22 protein-coding genes are annotated in these 23,495 nt (G+C 64.9%); 16 read left to right on the forward strand and 6 right to left on the reverse strand.

From position 1 onward, the window contains the following. Positions 1–117: 117 nt before the first annotated feature. Together AC0L3K_RS31755 and AC0L3K_RS31760 are read right to left on the reverse strand one after the other, a co-directional pair. A complete protein-coding gene (locus AC0L3K_RS31755; protein ID WP_473254652.1) occupies positions 118–1,257 on the reverse strand; it encodes an acyl-CoA dehydrogenase family protein in 1,140 nt (379 codons plus the stop codon). A 146-nt stretch (positions 1,258–1,403) separates the two neighbouring features. Further along, positions 1,404–2,618 carry an acyl-CoA dehydrogenase family protein gene (locus AC0L3K_RS31760; RefSeq protein WP_007597997.1) on the reverse strand — a complete coding sequence of 405 codons (1,215 nt, stop codon included), beginning with the start codon at positions 2,616–2,618 and terminating at the stop codon, positions 1,404–1,406. Positions 2,619–2,754: 136 nt separating this feature from the next. Between AC0L3K_RS31760 and AC0L3K_RS31765 the strand changes: the two genes are divergently transcribed. Beyond that, entirely contained in the window at positions 2,755–3,300 is a 546-nt protein-coding gene (locus AC0L3K_RS31765; RefSeq protein WP_007597998.1) for a carboxymuconolactone decarboxylase family protein, read from the forward strand. A gap of 91 nt (positions 3,301–3,391) precedes the next feature. Further along, entirely contained in the window at positions 3,392–3,886 is a 495-nt protein-coding gene (locus tag AC0L3K_RS31770; protein WP_473367519.1) for a VOC family protein, read from the forward strand. 127 nt (positions 3,887–4,013) lie between these two features. On the opposite strand, the gene AC0L3K_RS31775 is transcribed toward AC0L3K_RS31770, so the two are convergent. Together AC0L3K_RS31775 and AC0L3K_RS31780 are read right to left on the reverse strand one after the other, a co-directional pair. Next, positions 4,014–5,249 (reverse strand): MFS transporter, encoded by a 1,236-nt coding sequence (locus AC0L3K_RS31775; protein ID WP_473367520.1) that lies wholly within the window; start codon positions 5,247–5,249, stop codon positions 4,014–4,016. A 174-nt stretch (positions 5,250–5,423) separates the two neighbouring features. Then, positions 5,424–6,671 carry an MFS transporter gene (locus AC0L3K_RS31780; RefSeq protein WP_473367521.1) on the reverse strand — a complete coding sequence of 416 codons (1,248 nt, stop codon included), beginning with the start codon at positions 6,669–6,671 and terminating at the stop codon, positions 5,424–5,426. Between the two features lie 217 nt (positions 6,672–6,888). Between AC0L3K_RS31780 and AC0L3K_RS31785 the strand changes: the two genes are divergently transcribed. Further along, positions 6,889–8,958 (forward strand): prolyl oligopeptidase family serine peptidase, encoded by a 2,070-nt coding sequence (locus AC0L3K_RS31785; protein ID WP_473367522.1) that lies wholly within the window; start codon positions 6,889–6,891, stop codon positions 8,956–8,958. A gap of 178 nt (positions 8,959–9,136) precedes the next feature. On the opposite strand, the gene AC0L3K_RS31790 is transcribed toward AC0L3K_RS31785, so the two are convergent. Next, positions 9,137–9,808 (reverse strand): DUF938 domain-containing protein, encoded by a 672-nt coding sequence (locus AC0L3K_RS31790; RefSeq protein WP_007598007.1) that lies wholly within the window; start codon positions 9,806–9,808, stop codon positions 9,137–9,139. 260 nt (positions 9,809–10,068) lie between these two features. Here AC0L3K_RS31790 and soxX point away from each other — a divergent pair, with 260 nt between their 5' ends. From soxX to AC0L3K_RS31840, 10 genes are all read left to right on the forward strand, one after another. After that, positions 10,069–10,422, forward strand: coding sequence for a sulfur oxidation c-type cytochrome SoxX (gene soxX / locus AC0L3K_RS31795; RefSeq protein ID WP_473367540.1), 354 nt, complete (start codon positions 10,069–10,071; stop codon positions 10,420–10,422). Positions 10,423–10,460: 38 nt separating this feature from the next. Continuing rightward, positions 10,461–10,952 (forward strand): thiosulfate oxidation carrier protein SoxY, encoded by a 492-nt coding sequence (gene soxY / locus AC0L3K_RS31800; RefSeq protein ID WP_473367523.1) that lies wholly within the window; start codon positions 10,461–10,463, stop codon positions 10,950–10,952. A 15-nt stretch (positions 10,953–10,967) separates the two neighbouring features. Further along, positions 10,968–11,279, forward strand: coding sequence for a thiosulfate oxidation carrier complex protein SoxZ (soxZ, locus tag AC0L3K_RS31805; RefSeq protein WP_204513134.1), 312 nt, complete (start codon positions 10,968–10,970; stop codon positions 11,277–11,279). Then, positions 11,279–12,142, forward strand: coding sequence for a sulfur oxidation c-type cytochrome SoxA (gene soxA, locus AC0L3K_RS31810; protein ID WP_473367524.1), 864 nt, complete (start codon positions 11,279–11,281; stop codon positions 12,140–12,142). The genes soxZ and soxA overlap by 1 nt, the downstream gene beginning before the upstream one ends. After that, the gene (locus AC0L3K_RS31815) at positions 12,139–12,456 is read left to right on the forward strand and encodes a hypothetical protein (RefSeq protein ID WP_007598015.1); all 318 of its coding nucleotides are present in this window, start codon (positions 12,139–12,141) and stop codon (positions 12,454–12,456) included. Before soxA ends, AC0L3K_RS31815 begins: the two co-directional genes overlap by 4 nt. 55 nt (positions 12,457–12,511) lie before the next feature. Beyond that, positions 12,512–14,263 carry a thiosulfohydrolase SoxB gene (soxB, locus tag AC0L3K_RS31820; protein WP_473367525.1) on the forward strand — a complete coding sequence of 584 codons (1,752 nt, stop codon included), beginning with the start codon at positions 12,512–12,514 and terminating at the stop codon, positions 14,261–14,263. Next, positions 14,260–14,718: a DsrE family protein gene (locus AC0L3K_RS31825; protein WP_354127053.1), complete on the forward strand. Its 459-nt coding sequence runs from the start codon at positions 14,260–14,262 to the stop codon at positions 14,716–14,718. Before soxB ends, AC0L3K_RS31825 begins: the two co-directional genes overlap by 4 nt. A gap of 272 nt (positions 14,719–14,990) precedes the next feature. After that, complete coding sequence (locus tag AC0L3K_RS31830; RefSeq protein ID WP_007598021.1) at positions 14,991–16,028, forward strand: MBL fold metallo-hydrolase; 1,038 nt, start codon at positions 14,991–14,993, stop codon at positions 16,026–16,028. A 75-nt stretch (positions 16,029–16,103) separates the two neighbouring features. After that, entirely contained in the window at positions 16,104–16,277 is a 174-nt protein-coding gene (locus tag AC0L3K_RS31835; RefSeq protein ID WP_007598023.1) for a hypothetical protein, read from the forward strand. Between the two features lie 264 nt (positions 16,278–16,541). Beyond that, on the forward strand, positions 16,542–17,750 hold the full coding sequence (locus tag AC0L3K_RS31840; protein ID WP_473367526.1) for an MFS transporter: 1,209 nt from the start codon (positions 16,542–16,544) through the stop codon (positions 17,748–17,750). 89 nt (positions 17,751–17,839) lie between these two features. On the opposite strand, the gene AC0L3K_RS31845 is transcribed toward AC0L3K_RS31840, so the two are convergent. Further along, positions 17,840–19,165 (reverse strand): MFS transporter, encoded by a 1,326-nt coding sequence (locus AC0L3K_RS31845; protein ID WP_007598027.1) that lies wholly within the window; start codon positions 19,163–19,165, stop codon positions 17,840–17,842. Positions 19,166–19,310: 145 nt separating this feature from the next. On the opposite strand from AC0L3K_RS31845, the gene AC0L3K_RS31850 reads away from it, so the two are divergent. Genes AC0L3K_RS31850 through AC0L3K_RS31860 form a run of 3 tightly spaced genes read left to right on the forward strand, consistent with a single transcriptional unit; the run spans position 19,311 to position 23,495 of the window. Then, the gene (locus AC0L3K_RS31850) at positions 19,311–19,964 is read left to right on the forward strand and encodes an ABC transporter ATP-binding protein (RefSeq protein WP_473367527.1); all 654 of its coding nucleotides are present in this window, start codon (positions 19,311–19,313) and stop codon (positions 19,962–19,964) included. Continuing rightward, positions 19,961–22,423: an ABC transporter permease gene (locus tag AC0L3K_RS31855; protein WP_473367528.1), complete on the forward strand. Its 2,463-nt coding sequence runs from the start codon at positions 19,961–19,963 to the stop codon at positions 22,421–22,423. The genes AC0L3K_RS31850 and AC0L3K_RS31855 overlap by 4 nt, the downstream gene beginning before the upstream one ends. Continuing rightward, positions 22,413–23,495 (forward strand): lipocalin-like domain-containing protein, encoded by a 1,083-nt coding sequence (locus AC0L3K_RS31860; RefSeq protein ID WP_473367529.1) that lies wholly within the window; start codon positions 22,413–22,415, stop codon positions 23,493–23,495. The genes AC0L3K_RS31855 and AC0L3K_RS31860 overlap by 11 nt, the downstream gene beginning before the upstream one ends.

Below are 23,495 nucleotides of genomic sequence, written 5' to 3' on the forward strand. Positions count from 1 at the left end.
CCCCCCCCCCCCCCCCCCCCCCCCCCCCCCCCCCCCCCCCCCCCCCCCCCCCCCCCCCCCCCCCCCCCCCCCCCACCGCCTGTGAGGCGACGCCCTGGACCTCACACCCGTCTCGCCTCAATACCCCCGCGCCCTCGCCAGCTGCTCGGTGTGGTAATTGGCGTCGCCGAACAATTCCTCGCACACGCGCGCGCGCTTCATGAAGAAGCCGATGTCGAACTGGTCGGTCATGCCCATGCCGCCATGCATCTGCACGCCTTCCTGCACCGCGCGCGTGGCGGTGGTGCCGGCGCGGGCTTTTGCCACTGCGACGCTTGACGCCGCCTTGGCGACGTCCGTATCGAGCGCTTGCAGCGCCTTCATCACGGCGGCGCGGGTGATCTCGATGTCGACATAGAGTTCGGCGGCGCGGTGCTGCAGCGCCTGGAATTCGCCGATCAACTTGCCGAACTGCTTGCGGCTCTTGAGGTACTCGACGGTGCGGTTGAACACTTCTTCGCTCAAGCCGACCATTTCGGAGGCTACCGCGCCGCGCCCGATATCGAGCACGCCGTCGAGCAGTGCGGCGCCCTGGTCGATCTCGCCCAGCACGCTGTCGGCGTCGACCTCGACATTGGCAAGCTCGATCCGCGCCGCATTGTGCGCGTCGACCATGATGGTGCGCTCGATCGCAACGCCCTTGGCCTTGGGGTTGACCAGGAACAGCGTCAGCCCCTCGCGTTCGCCGGCCGAGCCGGCGGTGCGTGCCGCGACAATGAGAAGGTCGGCGACGTGACCGTCGACCACCAGCGCCTTGGCGCCGGACAGCCTGAAACCATTGCCGGCGCGCACGGCCTGGAGGCCGGTCTGAAGCGGGCGATGTTTTGCACCCTCGTCGACCGCAAGCGTCGCCAGCAGGGAGCCGTTGGAGATCTTCGGCAGATATTCCGACTTCTGCGCGGCATTGCCGCCACGGTTCAGCGCCGAGGCCGCGACCACGCTGGTGGCGAGGAAGGGCGACGGCATCAGCGTGCGGCCGATCTCCTCCATCACCACGCCGGCCTCGACATAGCCGAGGCCGCTGCCGCCGAACTCTTCCGGCACCAGCAAGCCGGCAAAGCCCATCTCGGCGAAGGAATGCCAAAACTCCCTGGAAAAGCCGGTGGGGTCCTTGCTGTCGCGCAGATGGCGCAAATGCGACACCGGCGCCTTGTCGCTGATCAACCCGCGCGCGCTGTCGCGGAGCATCGATTGTTCTTCGGTGAGGACGAGGGCCATGACGGGCTCCAACAAAATGCGGTTCGACTGAATTCGGTGGTTGAACCTCATGGTGAGGAGGCGCAAAGCGCCGTCTCGAACCATGCAGGCCCCACTCATCCTTCGAGACGCGGCCTGACGGCCGCTCCTCAGGATGAGGACTTTTGCTAGGCCCCCGGCAAATCCAAAATGCGCTTGGCGACGATGCCGAGCATGACCTCGGTCGTGCCGCCCTCGATTGAGTTGGCCTTGGTGCGCAGCCAGGCGCGCGGACGGGCGCCTTGCCTGGAGCGCTCGCTCTCCCATTCCAGCGCATCGACACCGCCGGCCGACATCAGGATCTCGTAACGGCGCTTGTTGAGCTCGGTGCCGTAATATTTCATTGCCGACGAGAACGCCGGATGCGCCTGCCCCGCCTTGGCGAGATCGACCGCGCGTTCGGCGCAGGCTGCAAGGGCGGCTTCATCGACGTCGAAGCTGGCGATCCGGCCGCGCAGCATGGAATCGTCGAGCCGTCCCAGCGCATCGGTGCCGATGGAATCGGCCGCGATCTGGCCTAGCGGACGGCCGACGCCGCGCTCGCCCATGCCTGATATCATCGCGCGCTCATGCTGGAGCAGATATTTCGCGACGTCCCAGCCGCGATTGACGGTGCCGACCACATGCGATTTCGGCACGCGGACATTGTCGAAGAACGTCTCGCAGAACGGCGAGTAGCCGGAGATCAGCAGGATCGGCTTGGTCGAGACGCCCTTCGAGGCCATGTCGAACAGGATGAAGCTGATGCCGTCATGCTTCTTCGCGGCGGGATCGGTGCGGACGAGGCAGAAGATCCAGTCGGCGTAATTGGCATAGGACGTCCAGATCTTCGACCCAGTGATCACGAAATCGTCGCCGTCGCTCTCGGCGCGGGTCTGCAGCGAGGCAAGATCGGAGCCGGCGTTCGGCTCGGAATAGCCCTGGCACCAGCGGATCAGGCCCCCTGCGATTTTCGGCAGGTGCTCTTTCTTCTGCGCGTCGTTGCCGTATTTCAGCAGCGCCGGCCCGAGCATCCAGATGCCAAAACTCGACAGCGGCGGGCGCGCTCCGATTCGTCCCATCTCCGCACGCAGCACCTTGTGCTCGGCGGCGCTCAGGCCACCGCCGCCGTACTCCTTCGGCCAATCGGGTACGGTCCAGCCCTTGTCGCGCATGCGCTCGAACCAGATGCGCTGCGGCTCGGACGAGAATTTTGCGTTACGTCCGCCCCAGAACACGTCGGCGTCGGACGTTGCGGGCTTGCGCATCTCCGGCGGGCAATTGGCTTCCAACCAGGCGCGCGTTTCGCTGCGGAATGTTTCGAGATCGGCGGTCTCAGTCTCGCTGGCCCTGGAGTCAGTCATGGGTCGTTTCCATCATTCAAAATCGGCTTGTTGGGCACGACTCTGGGCCAAGCTCCCGCGGAATTCAACCACTTCCGTGTCACGCATCCGCTATAGTCGCGGCCACGGCGAGCTTGAAAACAAAGAGGAAACAACAATGCGCCTGAAGCTTCTTTCGCCTGGCGAAATGAACGAGAGCCAGCGGCAGACCTATGACGAGTCGATTGCCGGCAAGCGCGGCAAGCCGCCGGCACCGATGATGGCGTGGCTGAACAGTCCCGACATGGCCCGTCATGCCACGCGGCTCGGCGAGGTCCTGCGCTACGACACGATATTCCCCGCAAAACTTTCGGAGATCGCGATCCTGGTGACGGCGCGGCACTGGACCGCGCATTACGAATGGTACGCGCACAAGCGCCTCGCGCTTGCCGGCGGCATGGACCCCGACATCATCGACGCGATCCGCGACCGCCGCACGCCTGTCTTCGACGATCCCAAGGGCAAGATGATCTACGACGTCGCGAAGTCGCTGCATGAGGGCCATGGCGTCGAGAAGGGTCTCTATGATGAGGCGGTAAAGCTGCTCGGCGAGCGCGGCGTGGTCGAGGTGATTGGTCTCTGCGGCTATTACACGCTGGTGTCGATGACGCTGAACACGTTCGAGTTCGAGCTGCCGGAGGGCGAGGCGCGGGAGCTGTCGTAAGTTGCCTATCCGGAAACGCTGGGTTTCGGGATAGGTCAGTAGCACTGTTCCGAGCCCGGGCTTATGTGGAGTCCATCAACGGAGCAGCCGCATGTCGCAGAACCAAGCCGTCGCCGCCGGCACCAGGATCGGCCACGTCCATCTCAAGGTCGCCGATCTCGATCGCGCGCTCGGCTTCTATTGCGGCGTGCTCGGTTTCGAGCTGATGCAGCGCATGGGCTCCGGCGCGGCCTTCATCTCGGCCGGCGGCTATCACCACCACATCGGGCTCAACACCTGGGAGAGCAAGGGCGGCTCGCCACCACCGCCAGGCACGACCGGGCTCTATCACACCGCGATCCTCTACCCCACGCGGCCCGCGCTGGCGGATGCGCTGCACCGCGTGCTCTCGGCCGGCATTGCGCTCGACGGGGCGAGCGACCATGGCGTCAGCGAGGCGCTGTATTTGCGCGATCCCGACCAGAACGGTGTGGAGCTGTATTGGGACAAGCCGCGGGAGCAATGGCCGTTCGGGCCGGATGGCAAGCTGTCGATGTTTACGAAGCGGCTGGATGTGGACGGGCTGCTGAAGCAGCGGGAGGCTTAAACTCAACTCTCTCCTCGTCATTGCGAGGAGCGAAGCGACGAAGCAATCCAGAATCTTTCCGCAGTAGCAGTCTGTATTGCTTCGCTGCGCTCGCAATGACGGAGGATGTTGAAGCGACGCCGCGCCTCTACGCAGTCGTCGCATGCGGCTTCCCCCGCACCATGATCAGCGCCGCCGCTACCAGCTCCAGCGCAATACACAAATAGAACGGCAGCTCATAGCCACCGGAGAAATCGCGCAGAAAACCGACCACGCCGGGGCCGAATGCATAAGTCACCTGGTTGATCGCGGTGTTGAGGCTGATCAGCACGCCGAACGAGGCGGAATCGAATTCCTGCTGCACGATCAGCGACGGCAGCGTGATGAGATTGCCGACCGAGAAGCCGAACAACGCGCAGGCGGCGATCAGCAAATAGTCATTGTGCAGATTGATGACGACACACAGCGCGACGGCCTGGCTCAGGAACGACAGCGCCGAGGCAAGCCGCTGATTGAGGCGGTCGATCACCAGCGAGAACAGCACCCGGCCGATCACCGCCATCGCGGTCAGCACCGCAACCGCGACGGCCGCGCGCTCGCGCCCGATCACGGGATCGAGGAACGAGATCAGGTGGACGATGAAGCCGACCTGCGCGAACAGCACCAAAGCAAAGGCAATTGTCACCGTGAGGAAGCCGACATCGCGCAACGCCTGGCTGCGAATCTGCGCCGACGATTGCGGTTTCGTTTTCGTCGCGGCGCGCCGGCCATGGAGATCGGGCGGGCGGCCGACGACAACCAGGATCACCGGCACGAGCAACGCCAGCATGGCGCCGGCGACGATAAACATCGCGCTGGCGAAGCCGACATGGCCGATCAACGTCACCAGCAGCGGCACGCCGACGATGCCGCCGAAGCTTGCGCCGTTCAGCGCGAGACTGATGGCCATACCGCGCTTGTGGTCGAACCACAGGCTGATCGTGTTGGTGATCATGGCCAGACTCGTGCCGGCCCAGCCGAAGGCGAGCACGGCGTTCGCGAGATAAAGCTGCCACGGCTCACGCACCGCGCCGATCGCGACCGCCGCGGCGGACATCGCCAGCGTCCCCGCGATCAGGCCGAGGCGCGGGCCGTATGTGTTGACGGCCTCGCCGACGAAGACGACGAGCAGCGCGCCGAACAGATAGAAGAACGTGGTGCCGGACGAGATCAGCGAGGCCGACCAGCCGTGCGCGCGCTGGAGCTCGGCGACATAGACGCTCTGGCCGTAGAAGCCGAGCCCCCAGCCGAAGGTCGCGAGCAGGAAGCAGACCGCAACGATGCGCCAGCCTTCGTAGCGGAGAGAGGACTCGTCGATCGTGGGATGTTGAGGATTGTCGAGCATGCCGCTTACTCCGTCATGCCCGGACTTGTTCCGAGCATCCTCGTTCTTCGATCCGGGCGCCCAAGACGTGGATGGCCGGGACAAGCCCGGCCATGATGACATCTAAGCAACTCGCCCCGAAAATCACTTCGGCCTGGATCGAACTATCAACGCTGCTGACAGCCTCCCGCCATCTCAGATCGCGTCCGGGAACTCGCCCATGGCCGCGTCGAGCCGCGCCTTGCGGCGGCGGGCAAAGGACGCCAGCGAGAGCACGGCGAGCCCGAGCAGCACCGGCGGGAACACCACCATGTTCACCGCGGACCAGCCGTCACTGGCGAGCAACTGGCCGGACGAGAACGAACCGATCGCCATCATGCCGAACACCAGGAAATCGTTGAAGGCCTGCACCTTGTTGCGCTCCTGCGGCCGGTGCGTCTCCAGCACCAGCGCGGAGGCGCCGATGAAGGAGAAATTCCAGCCGATGCCGAGCATGATCAGCGTGGCCCAGAAATGCATCGCGGTGATGCCGGACAGGCCGATGCTGGCCGCGCCGGCCTCCAGCAGCAGGCCGGCGGCAACAACCTTCCGCGCGCCGAAGCGGGCGATCAGCGCACCCGTGAAGAAGCTCGGCCCGTACATGGCGACGATGTGCCATTGAATGCCGAAATTGGAATCGGAAACGCTCAAGCCGCACAGCTTCATGGCGAGCGGCGCCGAGGTCATCACCAGATTCATCATGGGATAGGAGATGACGCCGCACAGCGCCGCCGCGATGAAACGCGGCTGGGTCACGATCTCGAGCAGCGGCCGCCCGCCGTGAAGATCGGCCGCTGCCGGCTTCGGCATGTCGACCCCGGCGACGATGCCCATCGCGATGAGCGCGACAGCCGCCTGGACCAGGAAGCTGAAGGCGAACAGATAGGGCTGCCAGACATCCATGGTCCATTGCACGAGCTGTGGACCGAGCACGCCGGCGAACACGCCGCCCGCCATCACCCAGGACACCGCCTTGGGCCGGTACGCCGCGCTGGCGCCGTCGGCGGCAGCGAAGCGGTAGGACTGCGCCACCGCGCCGTAGAGGCCGCCGAGAAAAGTCGCCAGACAGAACAACGGAAACGAAGCGTGCAGGATCGCGAAGCAGCCGAGCAGACCGGTCAGCGCGCCCACACCGGTGCCGACGATGAAAGCGACGCGGCGGCCGAAGCGGCGCGAGATCGCGCCGGTCGGCAGCGTGCCGGCGGCGAGGCCGAGCACATACATCGAGATCGGCACGGTTGCGAACGAGACGTCGGGCGCGAGCGTCGCGCCGACGATCGCGCCGGTTGCGAAGATCACCGCCGAGTTGGCGCCGGTCAGCGCCTGCGCGGCGGCAAGGCGCACCACATTGGCACGCACGCGGGCGTCGGCGGCGATCTCATTGGTTGCAGTCACATCCAGCATCGGCATTTCCGCCCCAACGGGCTTTCGAGGGGCTTCAAAGGCTTTCAAAGGCTCGCTTGATTCCCGCCACTATGGCGGGACGCGAGAGGGCGGGCAACCGGCGCAAACGGGCGCAGGCCATGCCTCTGACGCAATCGGGCCGATGATAATGGGCCGCGCACTTGACGGCTTGCGCTCGATCAAATCCTATCCGCCGCGACCTTCCGGAGTTTCGTTCATGTCCGTCGACGACAGGCCTACGCTCAGCGCTCCCGACGACGATCCCTGGCTCTGGCTGGAGGAGGTCGAAGGCAAGCAGGCGCTCGATTTCGTCACGCGGCAGAACAGCCTGACGCTCGACGCGTTCGGCGGGACCGCCTTCGCGCGCGACCGCGACATGCTCGCGGCGATCTACGATCGTCCCGACAACATTCCCTATGTCAGCCGGCGCGGCGACGAACTGCACAATCTCTGGAAGGACGCCACCAACCCGCGCGGCTTGTGGCGGAAGACTTCGCTCGCCGAGTTTCGCAAATCGCATCCCGCGTGGGAAATCCTGCTGGACGTCGACCAGCTCGCGGCACGCGAAGGCGAGGACTGGCTGCTGAGCGGCATCACCACTCAGCCGGGAAGCGCGCGCGCCATTTTGAGTCTGTCGCGCGGCGGCAGCGACGCCGTCACCTTGCGGGAATTCGACCTCGGCACCAAGAGTTTCGTGGCGGACGGATTTGCGCTGCCGGAAGCCAAGGGCGGCGCCGATTGGCTCGATGCCGACACGCTGCTGCTGTCGAGCGCCCATGGCGAAGGCATGGCGACGAGCTCGGGATATTCGCGAACGGTTCGCCTGTGGCGGCGCGGCCAGCCTGTCGATCAGGCGCAAATGATCATCGAGACCACGGCCGATCATATGGCGATCTCCGGCATCGTCGACGACACCGCTGCGGCCCCGCGCAGCTGGATCGTCGACCAGATCGACTTCTTCAATCATGCGCTCTGGCTGCGCGACGCCGACGGCACGACGACGAAGCTCGATCTGCCGACCGGCATCTGGTTGCAGGCGCATGGCGACTGGTTCGCGATGAAGCTGCGCGAGGCCTGGTCGATCGAGGGCAGAACCTATGCCGCCGACACCGTGCTCGGCATCTCGCTCCCGGCCTTCCTCGCCGGCAGCCGCGATTTCGCGGTGCTGTTCGCGCCCGAACCTCGCCGTGCCCTGCAAGGCCTGTTCTGGGCCGGGGGCAGGCTGGTGCTGTCGATCCTCGACGAGCTCCAGCCGCAATTCGAGATCTGCACGCCGTCCGCCACAAGCTGGAGCCGCGAATCACTTGGCGGCCTGCCGCAGATCGGCGTGGTCGACATCTGGCCGCTGGATCGCCATCCCTCCGAGAGCAACGGCGACCTGCTTGCCAATGTGCAGGATCCGCTGACGCCGCCGTCGCTGCTGCTCATCGAGCGCGGCGTCGCGAGCCCGATCGTGCTGAAGCAGGCGCCGAAAACATTCAACGCCGACGGCCTCGTGGTCACCCAGCACGAGGCGATCTCGATCGACGGCGAGCGCATTCCCTATGTGCAGACCGGCCCCGCTCGCGAGACCGGCGATGCACCGGTCTATACGAGCGCCTATGGCGGCTTCGGCCTCGCCGTGAAGCCGTACTACAATTCGTCGCTCGGCAAGCTGTGGCTGGAGCGCGGCGGCACCACGGTGCAGGCGAATTTGCGCGGCGGCGGCGAATTCGGTACGCGCTGGCACGATGCGGGGCGATACGCCGGCAAGAAGCTGTCGCACGATGATTTCGCCGCCGTTGCCGCCGATCTCGTCCGCCGCGGCGTGACGACGGCAAAGCGCATCGCCGCGCAGGGCGGATCCAACGGCGGCATCCTCATCACCAACATGCTGGTGCGATACCCCGAACGTTTCGGCGCGCTGTTCTGCACCATCCCGCTGATCGACATGCGCCGCTACACGAAGCTGCTCGCCGGCGCGAGCTGGATCGCGGAATATGGCGATCCCGACAAGCCCGAGGAATGGGACTGGCTGAAGACCTACTCCGCCTATCACAACGTCAAAGCCGGCCAGCCCTATCCGCCGATCCTGATCGCCACCACGCGGCGCGACGACCGTGTCCATCCCGGGCATGCGCGCAAGATGGCGGCAAAGCTCCAGGCCATGGGCTACGAGGCCTGGTTCTACGAGCCTGAAGCGGGCGGCCACGGCTACGGCAAGGACAACAAGGAGCGCGCCGGGTTCGAGGTGATTGGCTTTCGGTTCTTGAAGGAGAAGATCGGGTGGAAGGACGGCGAGGGCTGACGACCTCTTGATTGAATCAGTGGGAGCGCAGCAGGCGGTGCACCTCGCCCGCTTGCGGGAGAGGTCGGCGCGAAGCGCCGGGTGAGGGTTCTATCCTCTAGGGAATACCCCATTGCGGAGACACCCTCTCCCCAACCCTCCCCCGCAGGCGAGGGAGGGAGCGCAGCGCCGTCTGGGCTTAGCGCGAAAACACCAGCGTGAGATTGTTCGCTGGCATGTCAATGGTATCGACAAGGCGAAGACCTGCGCCGCGCGCGAGCGCCTCGACATCGGCGATGTCACGCACGCCCCAGTCGGGATTGCCTTCACGCAAGGAGGTGTCGAACACGGCGTTGCTGAGCGCGATGTGCTTGCCGCCGCGCTTGAACGGACCGTAGAGGAACAGCTTGCCGTCGGCCCGCAAATAGCGGCCGGCGCCGGCGAACAGGCCCTCGGCGACGCTCCATGGCGCGATGTGGATGACATTGGCGCAGAACAATGCGGCAAGACTCGACGGTGCCTGCCCGCTTTTCATCTCCGGACACCAGTCCGGATCGGTGAGATCGATCCGCAGCGGCGAGCGGATGTTTTTCAGGCCTGAATGAACACGCCAGGCCTCGATGCTCTTGAGGTGGCGCTGGTTGAGATCGCTGGGCCACCAGATCAGGCCAGGCGTGTGACGGGCGAAGTAGACCACGTGCTGGCCGGTTCCGCTGCCGAGCTCGACCACGTTGCCGGTGCAGCCGGCGAGATGCTTCTCCAGCGCCGCCCAGAGCGGCTCGTGATTGCGATGAAATGCCGGCGCATCGAGCCGACCATCCGACTCGACCCGACCGCCATCCCTGCCGAATTCGACGACATATTCAGCCAAGTGAGGTCCCCTTGAAAAAACGAGAACGCGATGAAAACAGGTTGAGCGCCCAAACGCTCGGGAAACAGCCGGCCCGCGCCACGGCCCTAAACTCTCGGGCCAAATCGGCTGAACAAATAATCTCATTAGTTGCAATGGGGAAGATATTAACTTCATTTTGTCGCGTGCATAGTCTTGATTGTCAGGCGGTGCCCTTTGTGCTTTGGAAACGCTTCTATTTCGCGATCGAGACCATCGATATAACGCCTCGGAATAACGCCGTGACCGCCTTTTCCCGGACGCCCGTTCTGTTCATCTTGCTGGCCATTGCCGCCGGCCTCGCCAGCCCGGCGTGGGCGCAGTCCGCTGTGGCCGACGGCCAGAAACTCGCTTTCGACCGCGGCAAGGGCAATTGCCTGACCTGCCACGTGATCAAGGGTGGCGACCTGCCGGGAACGATCGGGCCGGAACTGAAGGACCTCAAGGCCAAGTACCCCGATCGCAACGAGCTGGCCGCGATCATCTTCGACGAGTCCAAGCGCAATCCGCAGACCATGATGCCGCCGTTCGGCCGGAACCGGATTTTGACCGAACAGGAGATCAGCGCGATCGTTGATTTCCTGCAGACCCTGTGACTTCAGGCACGCCACGAGATTTGGTTGGGAGACCCGAGATGACCACACTCACCGGCCCAAGCGCGACGCGGCGCCTGATCCTTCAGGGCGCAGCCTCGGTCGCGCTGCTCGGCCTCGGCAATCTGCCGTTCGGCGCCGCGCCCGCGCGCGCTGCGGCCAACGACAAATATCCCGAAGAGGCCTTCAAGCAGAAGAGCGAGGCGGACGCCATCAAGGCGCTGTACGGCAAAACCGCCGAGCCGTCCGACAAGGTCAAGCTGGACGCCCCCGAGATCGCCGAGAACGGCGGCGTGGTGCCGATCTCGGTGGCGACGACGCTCGACAAGGTCACCTCGATCTCGTTCTTCGTGGCCGAGAATCCCAGCGCGCTGGCCGCGTCCTACACGATTCCCGAAGGCACGATCCCTGCTGTCGCCAACCGGCTGAAGATGGCCAAGACCACCAACGTCGTTGCGATCGTGGAGGCCGACGGCAAGCTCTACAGCGCGACCAAAGAGGTCAAGGTCACCGTCGGCGGCTGCGGCGGCTAAGCGAGGAAGATCGAGATGGCATCCAGCATTCGCGTCCGCGCCACCGCCAACGGCGACATCACCGAGGTGCAGGCGCTGATTCAGCACCCCATGGATACCGGCTTCGTCAAGGACGCCAAGGGCGAGCTGATCCCGGCGCATTACATCCAGCAGCTGAAATTCGAATGTAACGGCAAGGACGTCTTCGTTGCCGATTGGGGCACCGCGGTCTCGAAGGACCCCTATGTCAAGTTCAGCTTCAAGGGGGCCAAGAAGGGCGACGATCTCAAGGTCTCCTGGACGGATAACAAGGGTGCGTCGGACACGACCACCGCGAAGATTTCGTGATGAAGGCCCGCACCTCCATCCTGCTTGGTTCGTTGAGCGCCGCGCTCGTCGCGTTGGCCCTCACCTCTCCGCGCGTGGTGGCGGCCGACAAGGTCGATCCCGTCGCCGATGCCAAGGCGTTCCAGAACTTCTTCTTCCAGAAGTTTCCGACCGTGAAGCACGAAGATTTCGTCAACGGTCCTTATTCCATGAACGAGGATATGAAGCGGCAGTGGCAGGAGAAGGAGGAATTCCCGCCCTACGAGTTCGCGCTCGACGCCGGCAAGGAAATGTTCGCCACCCCGTTCAAGAACGGCAAGACCTATGCCGACTGCTTCCCGAACGGCGGCATCGGCATCCGCCAGAACTATCCTTATTTCGACGAGAAGGAAGGCAAGGTCGTCACGCTGGAGCTGGCGCTCAGCCGCTGCCGCGAGGCCAATGGCGAGGCGCCCTATTCCTACGTCAAGGACGAGATGGCCTCGCTCACCGCCTACATGGCCTTCACCTCGCGCGGCAAGCCGATGGACATCAAGATCCCCGACGATCCTCGCGCGCTCGCGGCATTCGAGAACGGCAAGCGCTATTTCTACACCCGCCGCGGCCAATTGAATTTCTCCTGCGCGAGCTGCCATGTGCAGAGCCCGGGCGAGCGCATCCGCGCCGAGATCCTGGCGCCGGCGCTCGGCATTCTGAACGCGATGCCGATCTACCGCTCCGAATGGAGCGGCATGGGCACGACCAGTCGCCGCTTCGTCACCTGTAACAGCCAGACCCGCGCGGTTCCGCTGGAGCCGCAGGCGGATGAATATCGCGACGTCGAATATTTCCTGTCCTACGTCGCCAACGGCCTGCCGATATCGGGACCGGGAGCGCGGCCATGAAGCGGTCGCTTGCTCTCGCCGTGGTGCTTGCCTTGCCGCTCGCTCTGAGCCTCGCGCCGGCGGCGCGTGCGGCAAACGAGGCGGATTACAAGGCGGCCTATGCCGCCGCCGAGGCCTCCTCCAAGGAGGCCGCCGGCATGCGCAACCAGTGGACCGTGACCGTCTCGACGCTGGCCGCCGCGAAGAAGGCGGCCGATGGCGGCGATTACGACCGCGCCGTGGCCGCAGCCAGGGAGGCCGAGGCGCTGGCGAAAGCGTCGATCTTCCAGGCGATTTCCGAAAAAGAAGCCTGGAAGGCGATGGAAATCCGCTAGACTGTTCGCTTGTGCAACAGCCTTGCGGCCATGAGAGGGCGCGGAGAATTTCTGGATGGCGATCCGCCGCCGCGATTTCCTGAAGAATGCAGGCCTTGCTGCCGCATCGCTTAGCCTGCCACGGCTTGCGCGCGGTGCTGAGGCCGCGAGCATTTACGACATCGAACGGTTCGGCAATGCGCGCATCCTTCACCTCACCGATACGCATGCGCAACTCAATCCGGTCTATTTTCGCGAGCCCAGCGTCAATATCGGGATCGGCGAGATGGCGGGACGGCCGCCGCATCTGGTCGGCCGCGCCTTCCTCGACCGTTTCGGCATCAGGCCCGACAGCGCGGACGCCTATGCCTTCAGCTGCTTCGAGTTCGAGAAGTCCGCAGGCCGTTTCGGCAAGCTCGGCGGCTTCGCCCATCTGAAGACGCTGATCGACCGCTTGCGCGGCGATGCCGGCGAAAAACACTCCATGCTCGTTGACGGCGGCGATCTCTGGCAAGGCACGGGACTCGCCAACATCATGCAGGGCCGCGACATGGTCGAGGCCGCAAACCTGCTCGGCATCGAGGCGATGACCGGGCATTGGGAATTCACCTACGGCGAGCAGGCGCTGCGCGACAATCTCGCGCGCTTCAAGGGCGAGTTTCTGGCGCAGAACGTCTTTCTCACGGAGGAAGCCGCATTCAACGACGCCCCCGCCTTCGACAAGGCGACGGGGCGCGTGTTCAAGCCCTCCCTGATCAAGGAGCTCGGCGGCCATCGCGTCGCGATCGTCGGCCAAGCCTTCCCTTACGTGCCGATCGCGCATCCCAAACGGTTCACGCCGGACTGGTCCTTCGGCATCCGCGAGGAGGAACTCCAGAAGCATGTCGACCGCTTGCGCGGCACCGACAAGGTCGATGCAGTCATTCTGCTGTCGCACAACGGCATGGACGTCGATCTCAAGCTTGCAAGCCGCGTCACCGGCATCGACGTCATCCTCGGCGGACATACCCATGATGCGATCCCGCAGCCCATCGCCGTGAAGAATGCCAGCGGCACGACGCTCGTCACCAATGCCGGCTCCAACGGAAAATTTCTTGCCGTGCTCGATCTCGCGCTCGAAAAAGGCAAGGTCGGCGACGTCAAATATCATCTGCTGCCGGTTTATTCCGAGCTGTTGAAACCCGATCCTGGGATGGCCGAACTGATCGGCCGGTTGCGGGCGCCCTTCGCTAACGACTGGTCGGAAAAGATCGCGACGCCCGATCGCCTGCTGTATCGCCGCGACAATTTCGCCGGCCCGGTCGACGAGCTGATCTGCAGCGCGCTGCGCACCGAGCTCGACGCCGAGATCGCGCTGTCGCCGGGCTTCCGCTGGGGCGTCACCGGGCTGTCCGGCCAGGCGCTGACGATGGAGGATTTGCTCGCGGAAACCGCGATCAGCTATCCCGAGACCTATGTGCAGGAGATGACGGGAGCCCAGATCAAGGACGTGCTGGAAGACGTCTGCGACAATCTCTTCAATACCGATCCCTACTACCAGCAGGGCGGCGACATGGTCCGCGCCGGCGGGCTCAGCTACACCTGTACGCCGACGGCGGCGATCGGCAGCCGCATCTCGGAGCTGAAGCTCAATGGCGGCAAGGCGCTCAGTGCCAGCCACCGCTACAAGGTCGCGGGCTGGGCCTCGGTCAACGGCCAGCAAGGCGCGCCGGTGTGGGATGTGGTGGCGAAATATCTGCGGTCCGGCCGGATGTTTCAGGAGCGGCTCGGCTCCGGCGTCACGCTAAAGGGCGTCGAGGGTAATCCGGGCATTGCAGGACAGGGATGATGCGGTCGCAAGCCCTATCCGCGATGCTACTGGCGCTGTTCGCCTGGGCGGCGATGCCGCCGGCGTTTGCGCAACAGGTGCCGCTCCAGGACAAGCCGTTCGCCGAGCACAAGATCGTGCTGCAGCTCTCCGATGGCGATGCCAGGAAGCAAGCTCTGGTGCTCAGCGTCGCCAACAATTTGCTGAAGGCCTACGACCCCGACAAGGTCGCAATCGAGGTGGTGGCGTTCGGTCCCGGCATCGATCTCCTGTTATCAGGCAGCGAGCGCCGCAAGCAGGTCGAGAGCCTGATCGCGCAAGGCGTACGCTTCGACATCTGTCTCAACACCGTCGACACGATCGAGCGAGAAACGGGCAAGCGGCCGGACTTCATCCCCGCCGCCACGCCGGTGCAGGTCGGAGTCGGGCAGATCCTGTTTCTCAGCGAGAACGGGTACACATTGGTGCGGCCCTGAGCCTTTTGTCGGGGCAAAGCGTCGCGGCACAGTCGGTGTCATCGCCCGCGAAGGCGGGCGATCCAGTACTCCGAGACCGCGAGGGATACGGAAAGGGCGCGGCGTACTGGATTCCCCGCCTTCGCGGGGAATGACAGCGGTGGCCAAGTGACGCCCACTCGCCGGTCACAGGAATAAAAATCTTCCAAATTTTCTTGCTTGCGTAGTGAATTGCTTCTCTTGTGAGCCCGAAATGTAGTAGAATCTCCGGGTAATTCACGCCGGGTCTTGCCATGATCTTCCGTCAGCTCTTCGACAGTGTTTCGGGTACCTACAGCTATCTCCTGGCGAGCCGCCCCGGCGGCGAGGCGCTGATCCTCGATCCCGTCCTGGAGAAGGTCGACCGCTACTGCCAGCTGCTGCGCGAGCTCGATCTCAAGCTGGTCAAGGCCGTGGACACCCATCTCCATGCCGACCACGTCACCGGCCTCGGCGAGCTGCGCGACCGCACCCATTGCATGACCGTGATGGGGGACCAGACCAAGGCCGACGTGGTGGCGATGCGGGTTGCCGACGGCGACAAGGTGACGATCGAGGGCCTGGCGCTCGACGTGATGTACACGCCCGGCCACACCGACGATTCCTATTCCTATTTGATGGGCGACCGCGTCTTCACCGGCGACACGCTGCTGATCCGCGGCACCGGCCGCACCGATTTCCAGAACGGTTCTTCGCGCGCGCAGTATGAGTCTATTTTCAATCGGCTGCTGAAGCTGCCCGACGAGACCATGGTGTTCCCAGCGCATGACTACAAGGGCGACACCGTCTCCACCATCGGCGAGGAGAAGCGCTACAATCCGCGGCTCCAGGTTCGCTCGGTCGACGACTATATCGAGCTGATGGCCAATCTGAAGCTGCCCAATCCGAAGATGATGGACGTTGCGGTGCCCGCCAACATGCATGTCGGCCTGCACCAGGAGGAGCTGGAGAAAGAGGGCCGCGCGCTCCGCGCCGTCGAGGCGATCCGCAGCCTCGGCCGTCCCGATATCCTGCTGGTCGATTTGCGCGAGACCAATGAGCGGATGAAGCACGGCATGCTCGAAGGCGCGTTGCATACGCCCTATCCGTCCGTCGAGGACAGCCTCAAGCCCGGCGGCATGCTGCGCGAGGTCGCGGCCGCCACCGGCCGCCGCGTCGTGTTCTTCTGCGCCTTCGGCGAACGCTCGGCGATGGCCGTCGCCGCCGCCAAGGAGGCCGGGCTCACCAACACCGCCCACATCGCCGGCGGCATCGACGCCTGGAAGAAGGCCGGCGGGCCGGTGGTGCACTGACGACTTGAGATAAGTCAGGAACCGCACATATCTTCCGGATAGGATCGGCCGCAGCATCACCATCCGGGACCAGCCATGGCCAAGATCGGCAAGCCGAGCGCGCCGCCCAAAATTGCGGACGACACGCCAGCAAAAGACAAGGCGAAGAAGCCTCCGCCTCCGCGCGACACCGAAGACGATGATTACGAAGACGGCGACATCGCGACACCAAAGCGAGACCGCTACGGGCCGGATGACGAGCCGTTTTGAGGGCTCGGCTCTTGCCTCGCTCTCAACTGTCGTCCTGGCGAAAGCCAAGACCCATACCGCGTGATCTCTCGATCGTGGATGGTCGCAGTACCGGACCACGAGTTTTCGCCAAACTGCTTCCTGGGGTAATGGGTCCTGGCTTTCGCCAGGACGACGGCGGGGAATCTCCCACCCACACTACCTGCCATGCGCCTGCGTTCATGGACAAATAACCGCTCTGCCCGATAGTTTGCGCGTCTCCAAAGGACGTGAAACGGAACTGCAATGGTCGACGTTCTCGCCGCACCGCAACAAGGCAAGGCGGACAGCGCGCTACGCACGCTGACGGGAATCTCGGTCGCGCATTGGGTCAGCCATTTCCATCTGCTGGTCCTGCCGATGCTGTTTCCGTTCCTCAAGAATCAACTCGGCGTCGGCTATGTCGAGCTCGGCTTTGCACTGACCGTGTCGGCCGTGGTCTCGGGGCTGACGCAGGCGCCGACCGGCTATCTCGTCGACCATTTTGGTGCGCGAAGAATCCTGCTGGGCGGCCTCACGCTTGGCGGCCTCGCGCTGATCCTGCTCGGCCTGCACCTCAGCTATGCCTCGCTGATCGCCTGCGCCGTGCTGCTCGGGCTCGCCAACAGCGTCTACCATCCCGCCGATTACGCCATTCTCGCCGAGCACATGGACGAAGCGCGGATGGGCCGTGCTTTCTCGATCCATACCTTTGCCGGCTATTTCGGCGGCGCGGTGGCGCCGGCGATCGTCGCCGCGCTGGTCACCGTATCTGGCGGTGCCGGCGCGCTGATCGCATCGGGGGCGATCGGTGTTCTGGTCGCGCTGCTGCTGGTGACGATGAACATTCCCGATGCCGGCGCGCACAAGACGAAGCCGGGCACCGAGAACGCACCAAAACAAGCCGTGATCACGCCGGCGCTGATCACGCTGACGGCGCTGTTCATGCTGCTCAGCCTGTCGGTCGCCGGCATCAACAATTTCGGCGTGGTGGCGCTGATGAGTGGCTATGGCGTGACCTATTCCGTGGCCAATGTCGCGCTCACCGCGTTCCTCGGTGCAAGCGCCGCCGGCGTGCTCGCGGGCGGCTTTCTCGCCGACCATACCGAGCGCCACGGCTATGTCGCCGCCGCCTGCTTTGCCGCGAACGCGGCGATCGTGCTGCTGATCGCGCTGGTCACGCTGCCGGGCTGGGCGCTGACCGCCACGATGGCGGCAGCGGGTTTCCTCTCCGGCGTGATCGCGCCCTCGCGCGACATGCTGGTGCGCAATGCCGCCCCTCCCGGTGCTGCGGGGCGCGCCTTCGGCATCGTCTCCACCGGCTTCAATCTGGGCGGTATCGTCAGCCCGCTGCTGTTCGGCTGGATCATGGACCAGAGCGCGCCGCATTGGGTGTTCGGGGCGTCGGTGATCTTCATGGTCGCGACCGTGGTGCTGTCGCCGTTCACGGAGCGGAAGCGGCCAATCGCTGCTTGAGCAACAAGCTCAATTGTCGCCCCGGCCTTGCGCGCAATTGCGCACAGGGGCGGGGATGACGTTGTGATTGGGTTGACTGAAGTGGCCCCTTACGTCGGCGATACCGCGCCCTTCAGCGCGCTGGCCTGCGGCGCGGCGGTGCCGGTCAGCCTGGCCTTTTCCGTGTTCGGCCAGAGCAGGAGCAGCCCGAGCACACCGGAGCCGACCATGATCGCGGCGTTGATGGTGAAGCCGGTCATGTAGCCGTCCAGCATGCTGCCGGCGCGCTGGATCACGGTGCCCATCACGGCGGGCGCGATGATGCCCGAGAGCGTATAGAGCGCGCCGTAGATCGCGAGGATCGCGCCGCGCTGCGACGTCGGCGTGAACTCGCCGAGCATCGGCGGGCAGACCACGTAGATCGCTCCGCACAAGCCCGTTCCAACCACAAGCAAGGTGAGCTGAAAGCCCGCGCCCTGAACATGCGGCATCGCGGCCAGGATCAGGCCACCGATGACCAGCGGCACGGAGCCGAGCACGCCGCGTGCGACGCGGGTGGTCGAGCCGCGGGCCATCATCAGTTGCGAGATCCAGCCGGTCAGGATCACAATGGTGGCGCCGAACACCCAGGGCAGGGTCGAGATCCAGCCGGCCTGGCTCTGCGAGAAGCCGAGGCCCTTGATGATGAACGGCGTGAACCAGGTCAGCCCGAGCGACAGCGCCCAGTAAGCACCGAAGGTCGCCGCGACGCAGCCGAGGAAGGTGCGCGAGGTGAGTAGCTGAAGGTAGGGAATCTTCGTCTCGGCCGCAGCCTGAGCCTGTGTGTCCTCCAGCGGGCCTTCCTTGCCGAATGCGAGCCAGGCGCAAACCCAGATCAGGCCGACGACGCCGAGCGCGCCGAACGCATAGTGCCAGGAATGATTGACGATGATCCAGTTCAGCGCCGGCACAGCGAGGATGACGCCGAAGGCCGAGCCCTGCGACAGGATCGCGGTCGGCAGCGTCCGCTTCTCGTCGGGAAACCATTTGTAGATCGCATGCGCAGCGACCGAGAAGGCCGGGCCTTCGCCGGCGCCGAGCACGATGCGGCAGATCAGGAGCGTGGTGAAGGAGACGGTGCCGACCATCGGAAACTGCGCGAGCGCCCAGACCACCGCGAGCGCGAGCAGCACCCAGCGCGTCGGCACCTTGTTGACGATGAAGCCGACCACGATCGCAGAGATCGAGAACAGGAAGAAGAACGACGAGCCGAGCAGACCGAACTGCTCGGGCTCGAGCTTCAGCTCAGTCATGATCGGAACGCCCGCGAGACCGACGACGATCTTGTCGGCGAAGTTCACCAGCATGAAAAGAAACAGCAGAAATGTAACGGTCCAGGCGCCCTTAGGCGTTCCAGTCGTCTTGCCCGCCACCTCGGGCGTTCCCTGAGCGCTCATCATTCTCCCCGTCGTCCGTTTTTGGCACTTTTTTGATGTAGTCCTCTTAGGAGCTAACAACGGCTTCAATACCAACGCAACCCGGCATTTCCGCAGCAAGTGTGCTACGCAGCAATTCCGCTAATTCCGTCCGGCGCCATTCATCGTGCTGAGCATCCGAAACCTCTCCAAGACGTTCTCTTCGGCCGGTGAGCCGGTCCATGTCCTGCGCGGCGTCGATCTCGACCTCAAGGCCGGCGAACGCGTCGCACTGACCGGCGAATCCGGCAGCGGCAAGAGCACGCTGCTGCACCTGATCGCAGGGCTCGATGCCGCCGATGGCGGCACGATCCAACTGGAAGACACCGAGGTCACCAAATTGTCCGATGCGGGACGCGCGGGCCTGCGCCGCGACCGGATCGGCCTGGTGTTTCAACAGTACAATCTGATCCCGAGCCTGTCGGTCGGGGATAATCTGGTGTTTCAGGCGCGGATCGCCGGCCGGTACGATGCAGCTTGGTATAAAGAGCTGATCGAGCGTCTCGGGCTTGGCGGCCTGCTCAAGCGTTATCCAGAACAATTATCAGGCGGACAGCAGCAACGCGTCGCGATCGGCCGGGCGCTGGCGACAAAGCCGTCGTTGCTGCTGGCGGACGAGCCGACCGGCAATCTCGACGAGGCCACCGCCGAGGACGTGCTTGCCCTGACGCGCGACCTCGTCACGCGCACCGGCTGCGGCTTTCTGATGGTGACGCACAGCCTGCATCTGGCCGCGACACTCGATCGCCACGTCAATCTGCATGCCGGGCGGATCGCATGAGGCGCGCGCTCTGGGTCCTCGCCGTGCTGCTCAGCCATTGGCGGCGCCACAAGATGCAGTTCGCGACGCTCCTGATCGGGCTGATCGCGGCGACCGCGCTGTGGAGCGGCGTGCAGGCGATCAACCAGCAGGCCCGCAACGCCTATGACCGCGCCGCGGCAACCTTCGGCGGCGCGCGCACGCCGATGCTGGTCGCGCCTGACGCCGCGACTTTTCCGCAGGAGCTGTTCGTCAAGCTCCGCCGCGCCGGCTGGCCGGTCTCACCGATGCTGGAGGGACGCATCCAGGTCAACGGGCGCTCGGTCCGGCTGCTCGGCATCGAGCCGGTGACGCTGCCGGTCGATGTCGGCAATGCACCGCGCCTAGGCGCCGCCGATCTGAGCAACTTCATCGCGCCGCCGGGCCAGACGCTGGTGGCACGGGAGACGCTGAACGATTTGCAGGAGCAGGAGGGCGCGGCACCAGCGATCAGCAGCGGCGCAAAACTGCCGCCACTGCGCGTGCTGCCGCAGCTTGTGCCCGACGTGCTGGTGGTCGATATCGGCGTGGCGCAGCGGCTGCTGAACAAGCCGGAGCAAATCTCGCGACTTCTGATCGGCAAGCCCAGGGGCAAGCCCGCGCCATTGGCGAGCGTCGTCGGCGACCGCTTGCAGCGGGTCGAGCCCAATGCGGAGACCGAGCTGGAGCGCCTCACCGACAGCTTTCACCTCAATCTCACTGCGTTTGGCCTGCTGTCGTTCTTCGTCGGTCTTTTCATCGTCAATTCTGCCGTCGGTCTCGCCTTCGAGCAGCGGCTGCCGATGCTGCGCACGCTGCGGGCCTGCGGTGCCTCGGCGCGACTGGTCAACACCGTGCTGGTGGTCGAACTCGTGGCGTTGTCGCTGGTCGCAGGCCTGATCGGGCTTGCCTGCGGCTATTTCATTGCGGCTGCGCTCTTGCCCGACGTCGCGGCGTCCCTGCGGGGACTCTATGGCGCGCAAATCCCGGGGCAGCTCAGCTTGCGACCCGAATGGTGGCTCGCCGGGATCGGCATCAGCATTGCCGGCGCGCTGGCGGCCGCGGCGACCAGCCTGATCAAGGCTGTCAGGATGCCGGTGCTGGCGACCGCGCAGCCGCGCGCCTGGCAACAGCGGCAGCGCCGTTGGCTGATCCTGCAAAGCGGGGCTGCCTGCGCCGTGTTCGCGGTCGCGCTGTTGCTGCTCCAGTACGGGCAATCGTTGATCGCGGGCTTTGGCGTGCTGGCAGCGCTGATGCTGGGCGCCGCGTTGATCCTGCCGGCCTTCCTCGACATCATCCTGCGGACCGGGCAGCGTTTCGCGCGACAGCCGCTCGCCCTGTGGTTCTGGGCGGATAGCCGGCAGCAGCTCTCGGGATTGTCGCTGGCGCTGATGGCGCTGCTGCTCGCGCTCGCCGTCAATGTCGGGGTATCCACCATGGTGGAAACGTTCAGCCGCACTTTTGTCGGCTGGCTCGACGGGCGGCTCGCAGCCGACGTCTACATCAGCGCCTCCGACAATGCGAAAGGCGTCGCGATCCGCAATTGGCTGAAGGAGCGCAGCGATGTCCAGGCGATCCTGTCGGGCGGACGCGCCGAGGCGCAGGTTCAGGGGCAGCCGGTGGAACTGCTCGGCCTGCCCGATCATGCACTCTATCGCGAGCGCTGGCCGCTGCTCGAAGCCGCGCCCCGTGCCTGGACACAACTCATACCCGGCAATGCCGCGTTCATCAGCGAGCAGCTGAGCCGCCGACTCAACGTCCGCGTCGGCGACGTCATCGACGTCCCGGCGCCAGGCGGGACCTGGGAGCTCGACATCGTCGGCATCTATGCCGACTACGGCAACCCCAAGGGACAGCTTGCGGTGAATGTCGCGGCGCTGATCCGGCAGTTTCCGCAGACGCCGCAGACCCGCATCGGCCTGATTGTCGCGAAGGAGAATATCCCCGGCCTGATCATGGCGCTGCAGAAGCAATTTGCGCTCGACGACCGCAGCGTCGCCGACCAGGCGACGGTGAAGGCGGAATCGATCCGCATTTTCAACCGCACCTTTGCGGTGACGTCGGCGCTGAATGCGTTCACGCTCGGCGTCGCCGGGATCGCGCTGCTGACCAGCCTTCTCACGCTGGCGAATTCGCGCCTGCCGCAGCTTGCGCCGCTCTGGGCAATCGGCATCACGCGGCCCCGCCTTGCCGCGATCGAACTGACCAAGACGCTGTCGGTCGCGCTGTTCACGTCACTCCTGGCCGTGCCGCTCGGGCTGCTGGTGGCGTGGTGCCTGATCGCGATCGTCAATGTAAAAGCGTTCGGCTGGCGGCTGCCGTTCCATGTGTTTCCGTTGCAATTGGTCGAGCTGGTCGCGGTCGCGCTGTTCGCCTCGTTGCTTGCCGCGCTGCTGCCAATGATACGGCTGGCGCGGATGCAGCCGGCGAGCCTCGTCAAGGTGTTTGCCAATGAACGCTGACAGGATCTCGCGGCGCACCTTCGCCGGCGGCATTGCCGCCCTCGCTCTCGCGCGACGGACACATGCGCAAGGCTATGCCGGCCTCGGTGAAACCGCCGACGGCTTTGCGAAGGTCGAGCCGGGAAAGACGTTCTCCTTCCCCGCCGATCACGGCCCGCATCCAGAGTTTCGCATCGAGTGGTGGTATCTCACGGCGAATCTCGTCGACAGCAGCGGCGCGGCTTGCGGCCTGCAATGGACGCTGTTTCGCCAGGCGACGCAGCCGGGACCGCAGGGCGAGGGCTGGGCCAACCAGCAGGTGTGGATGGCGCATGCGGCGGTGACGCGGGCCGACACCCACCGCTTCAACGAGCTATTTTCACGCGGCGGCGTGGGACAGGCCGGCGTCACGGCGAAACCGTTCTCAGCCTGGATCGACGATTGGGCGATGAACGGATCCGAGCGCACCGAAGATCGCGCTTTGGCGCCGCTGACGCTGAAGGCCTCGGGCGCCGACTTCAGTTACGCGCTGACGCTCGAGGCCGATCGTCCCGTGGTGCTGCAGGGCGATCGCGGCTACAGCCGCAAGTCGGAGCGCGGACAGGCCTCCTACTATTACAGCCAGCCGTTCTATCGCGCCCGCGGCACGCTCACCATCGATGATAGGCCGGTCGATGTTTCCGGCCAGGCCTGGATGGACCGCGAATGGAGCAGCCAGCCGCTCGACACCGACCAGACCGGCTGGGACTGGCTGTCGCTGCATCTCGCGTCCGGCGACAAGCTGATGCTATACCGGCTGCGGCAGAAGGACGGCATGGACTATCCATTCGGCAACTGGATCAGCGCCACAGGCGACACGCAGATGATCGTGGGTGCCGATATCCGGATGATTCCGAAAGCGACGGCTGAGGTGGCCGGGCGCAAGCTGCCGGTGGAGTGGCAGATCGCGATCCCCTCGCGGTCGTTCTCGATCCAGTGCAAGCCGCTCAATCCAAAGGCGTGGATGGGGACCGGTTTTTCCTATTGGGAAGGGCCGATCAGCTTTACCGGCACGCATGACGGCGTTGGCTATCTCGAGCTGACCGGGTATTGA

This window comes from Bradyrhizobium sp. MI1.10 (genome assembly GCF_055811035.1).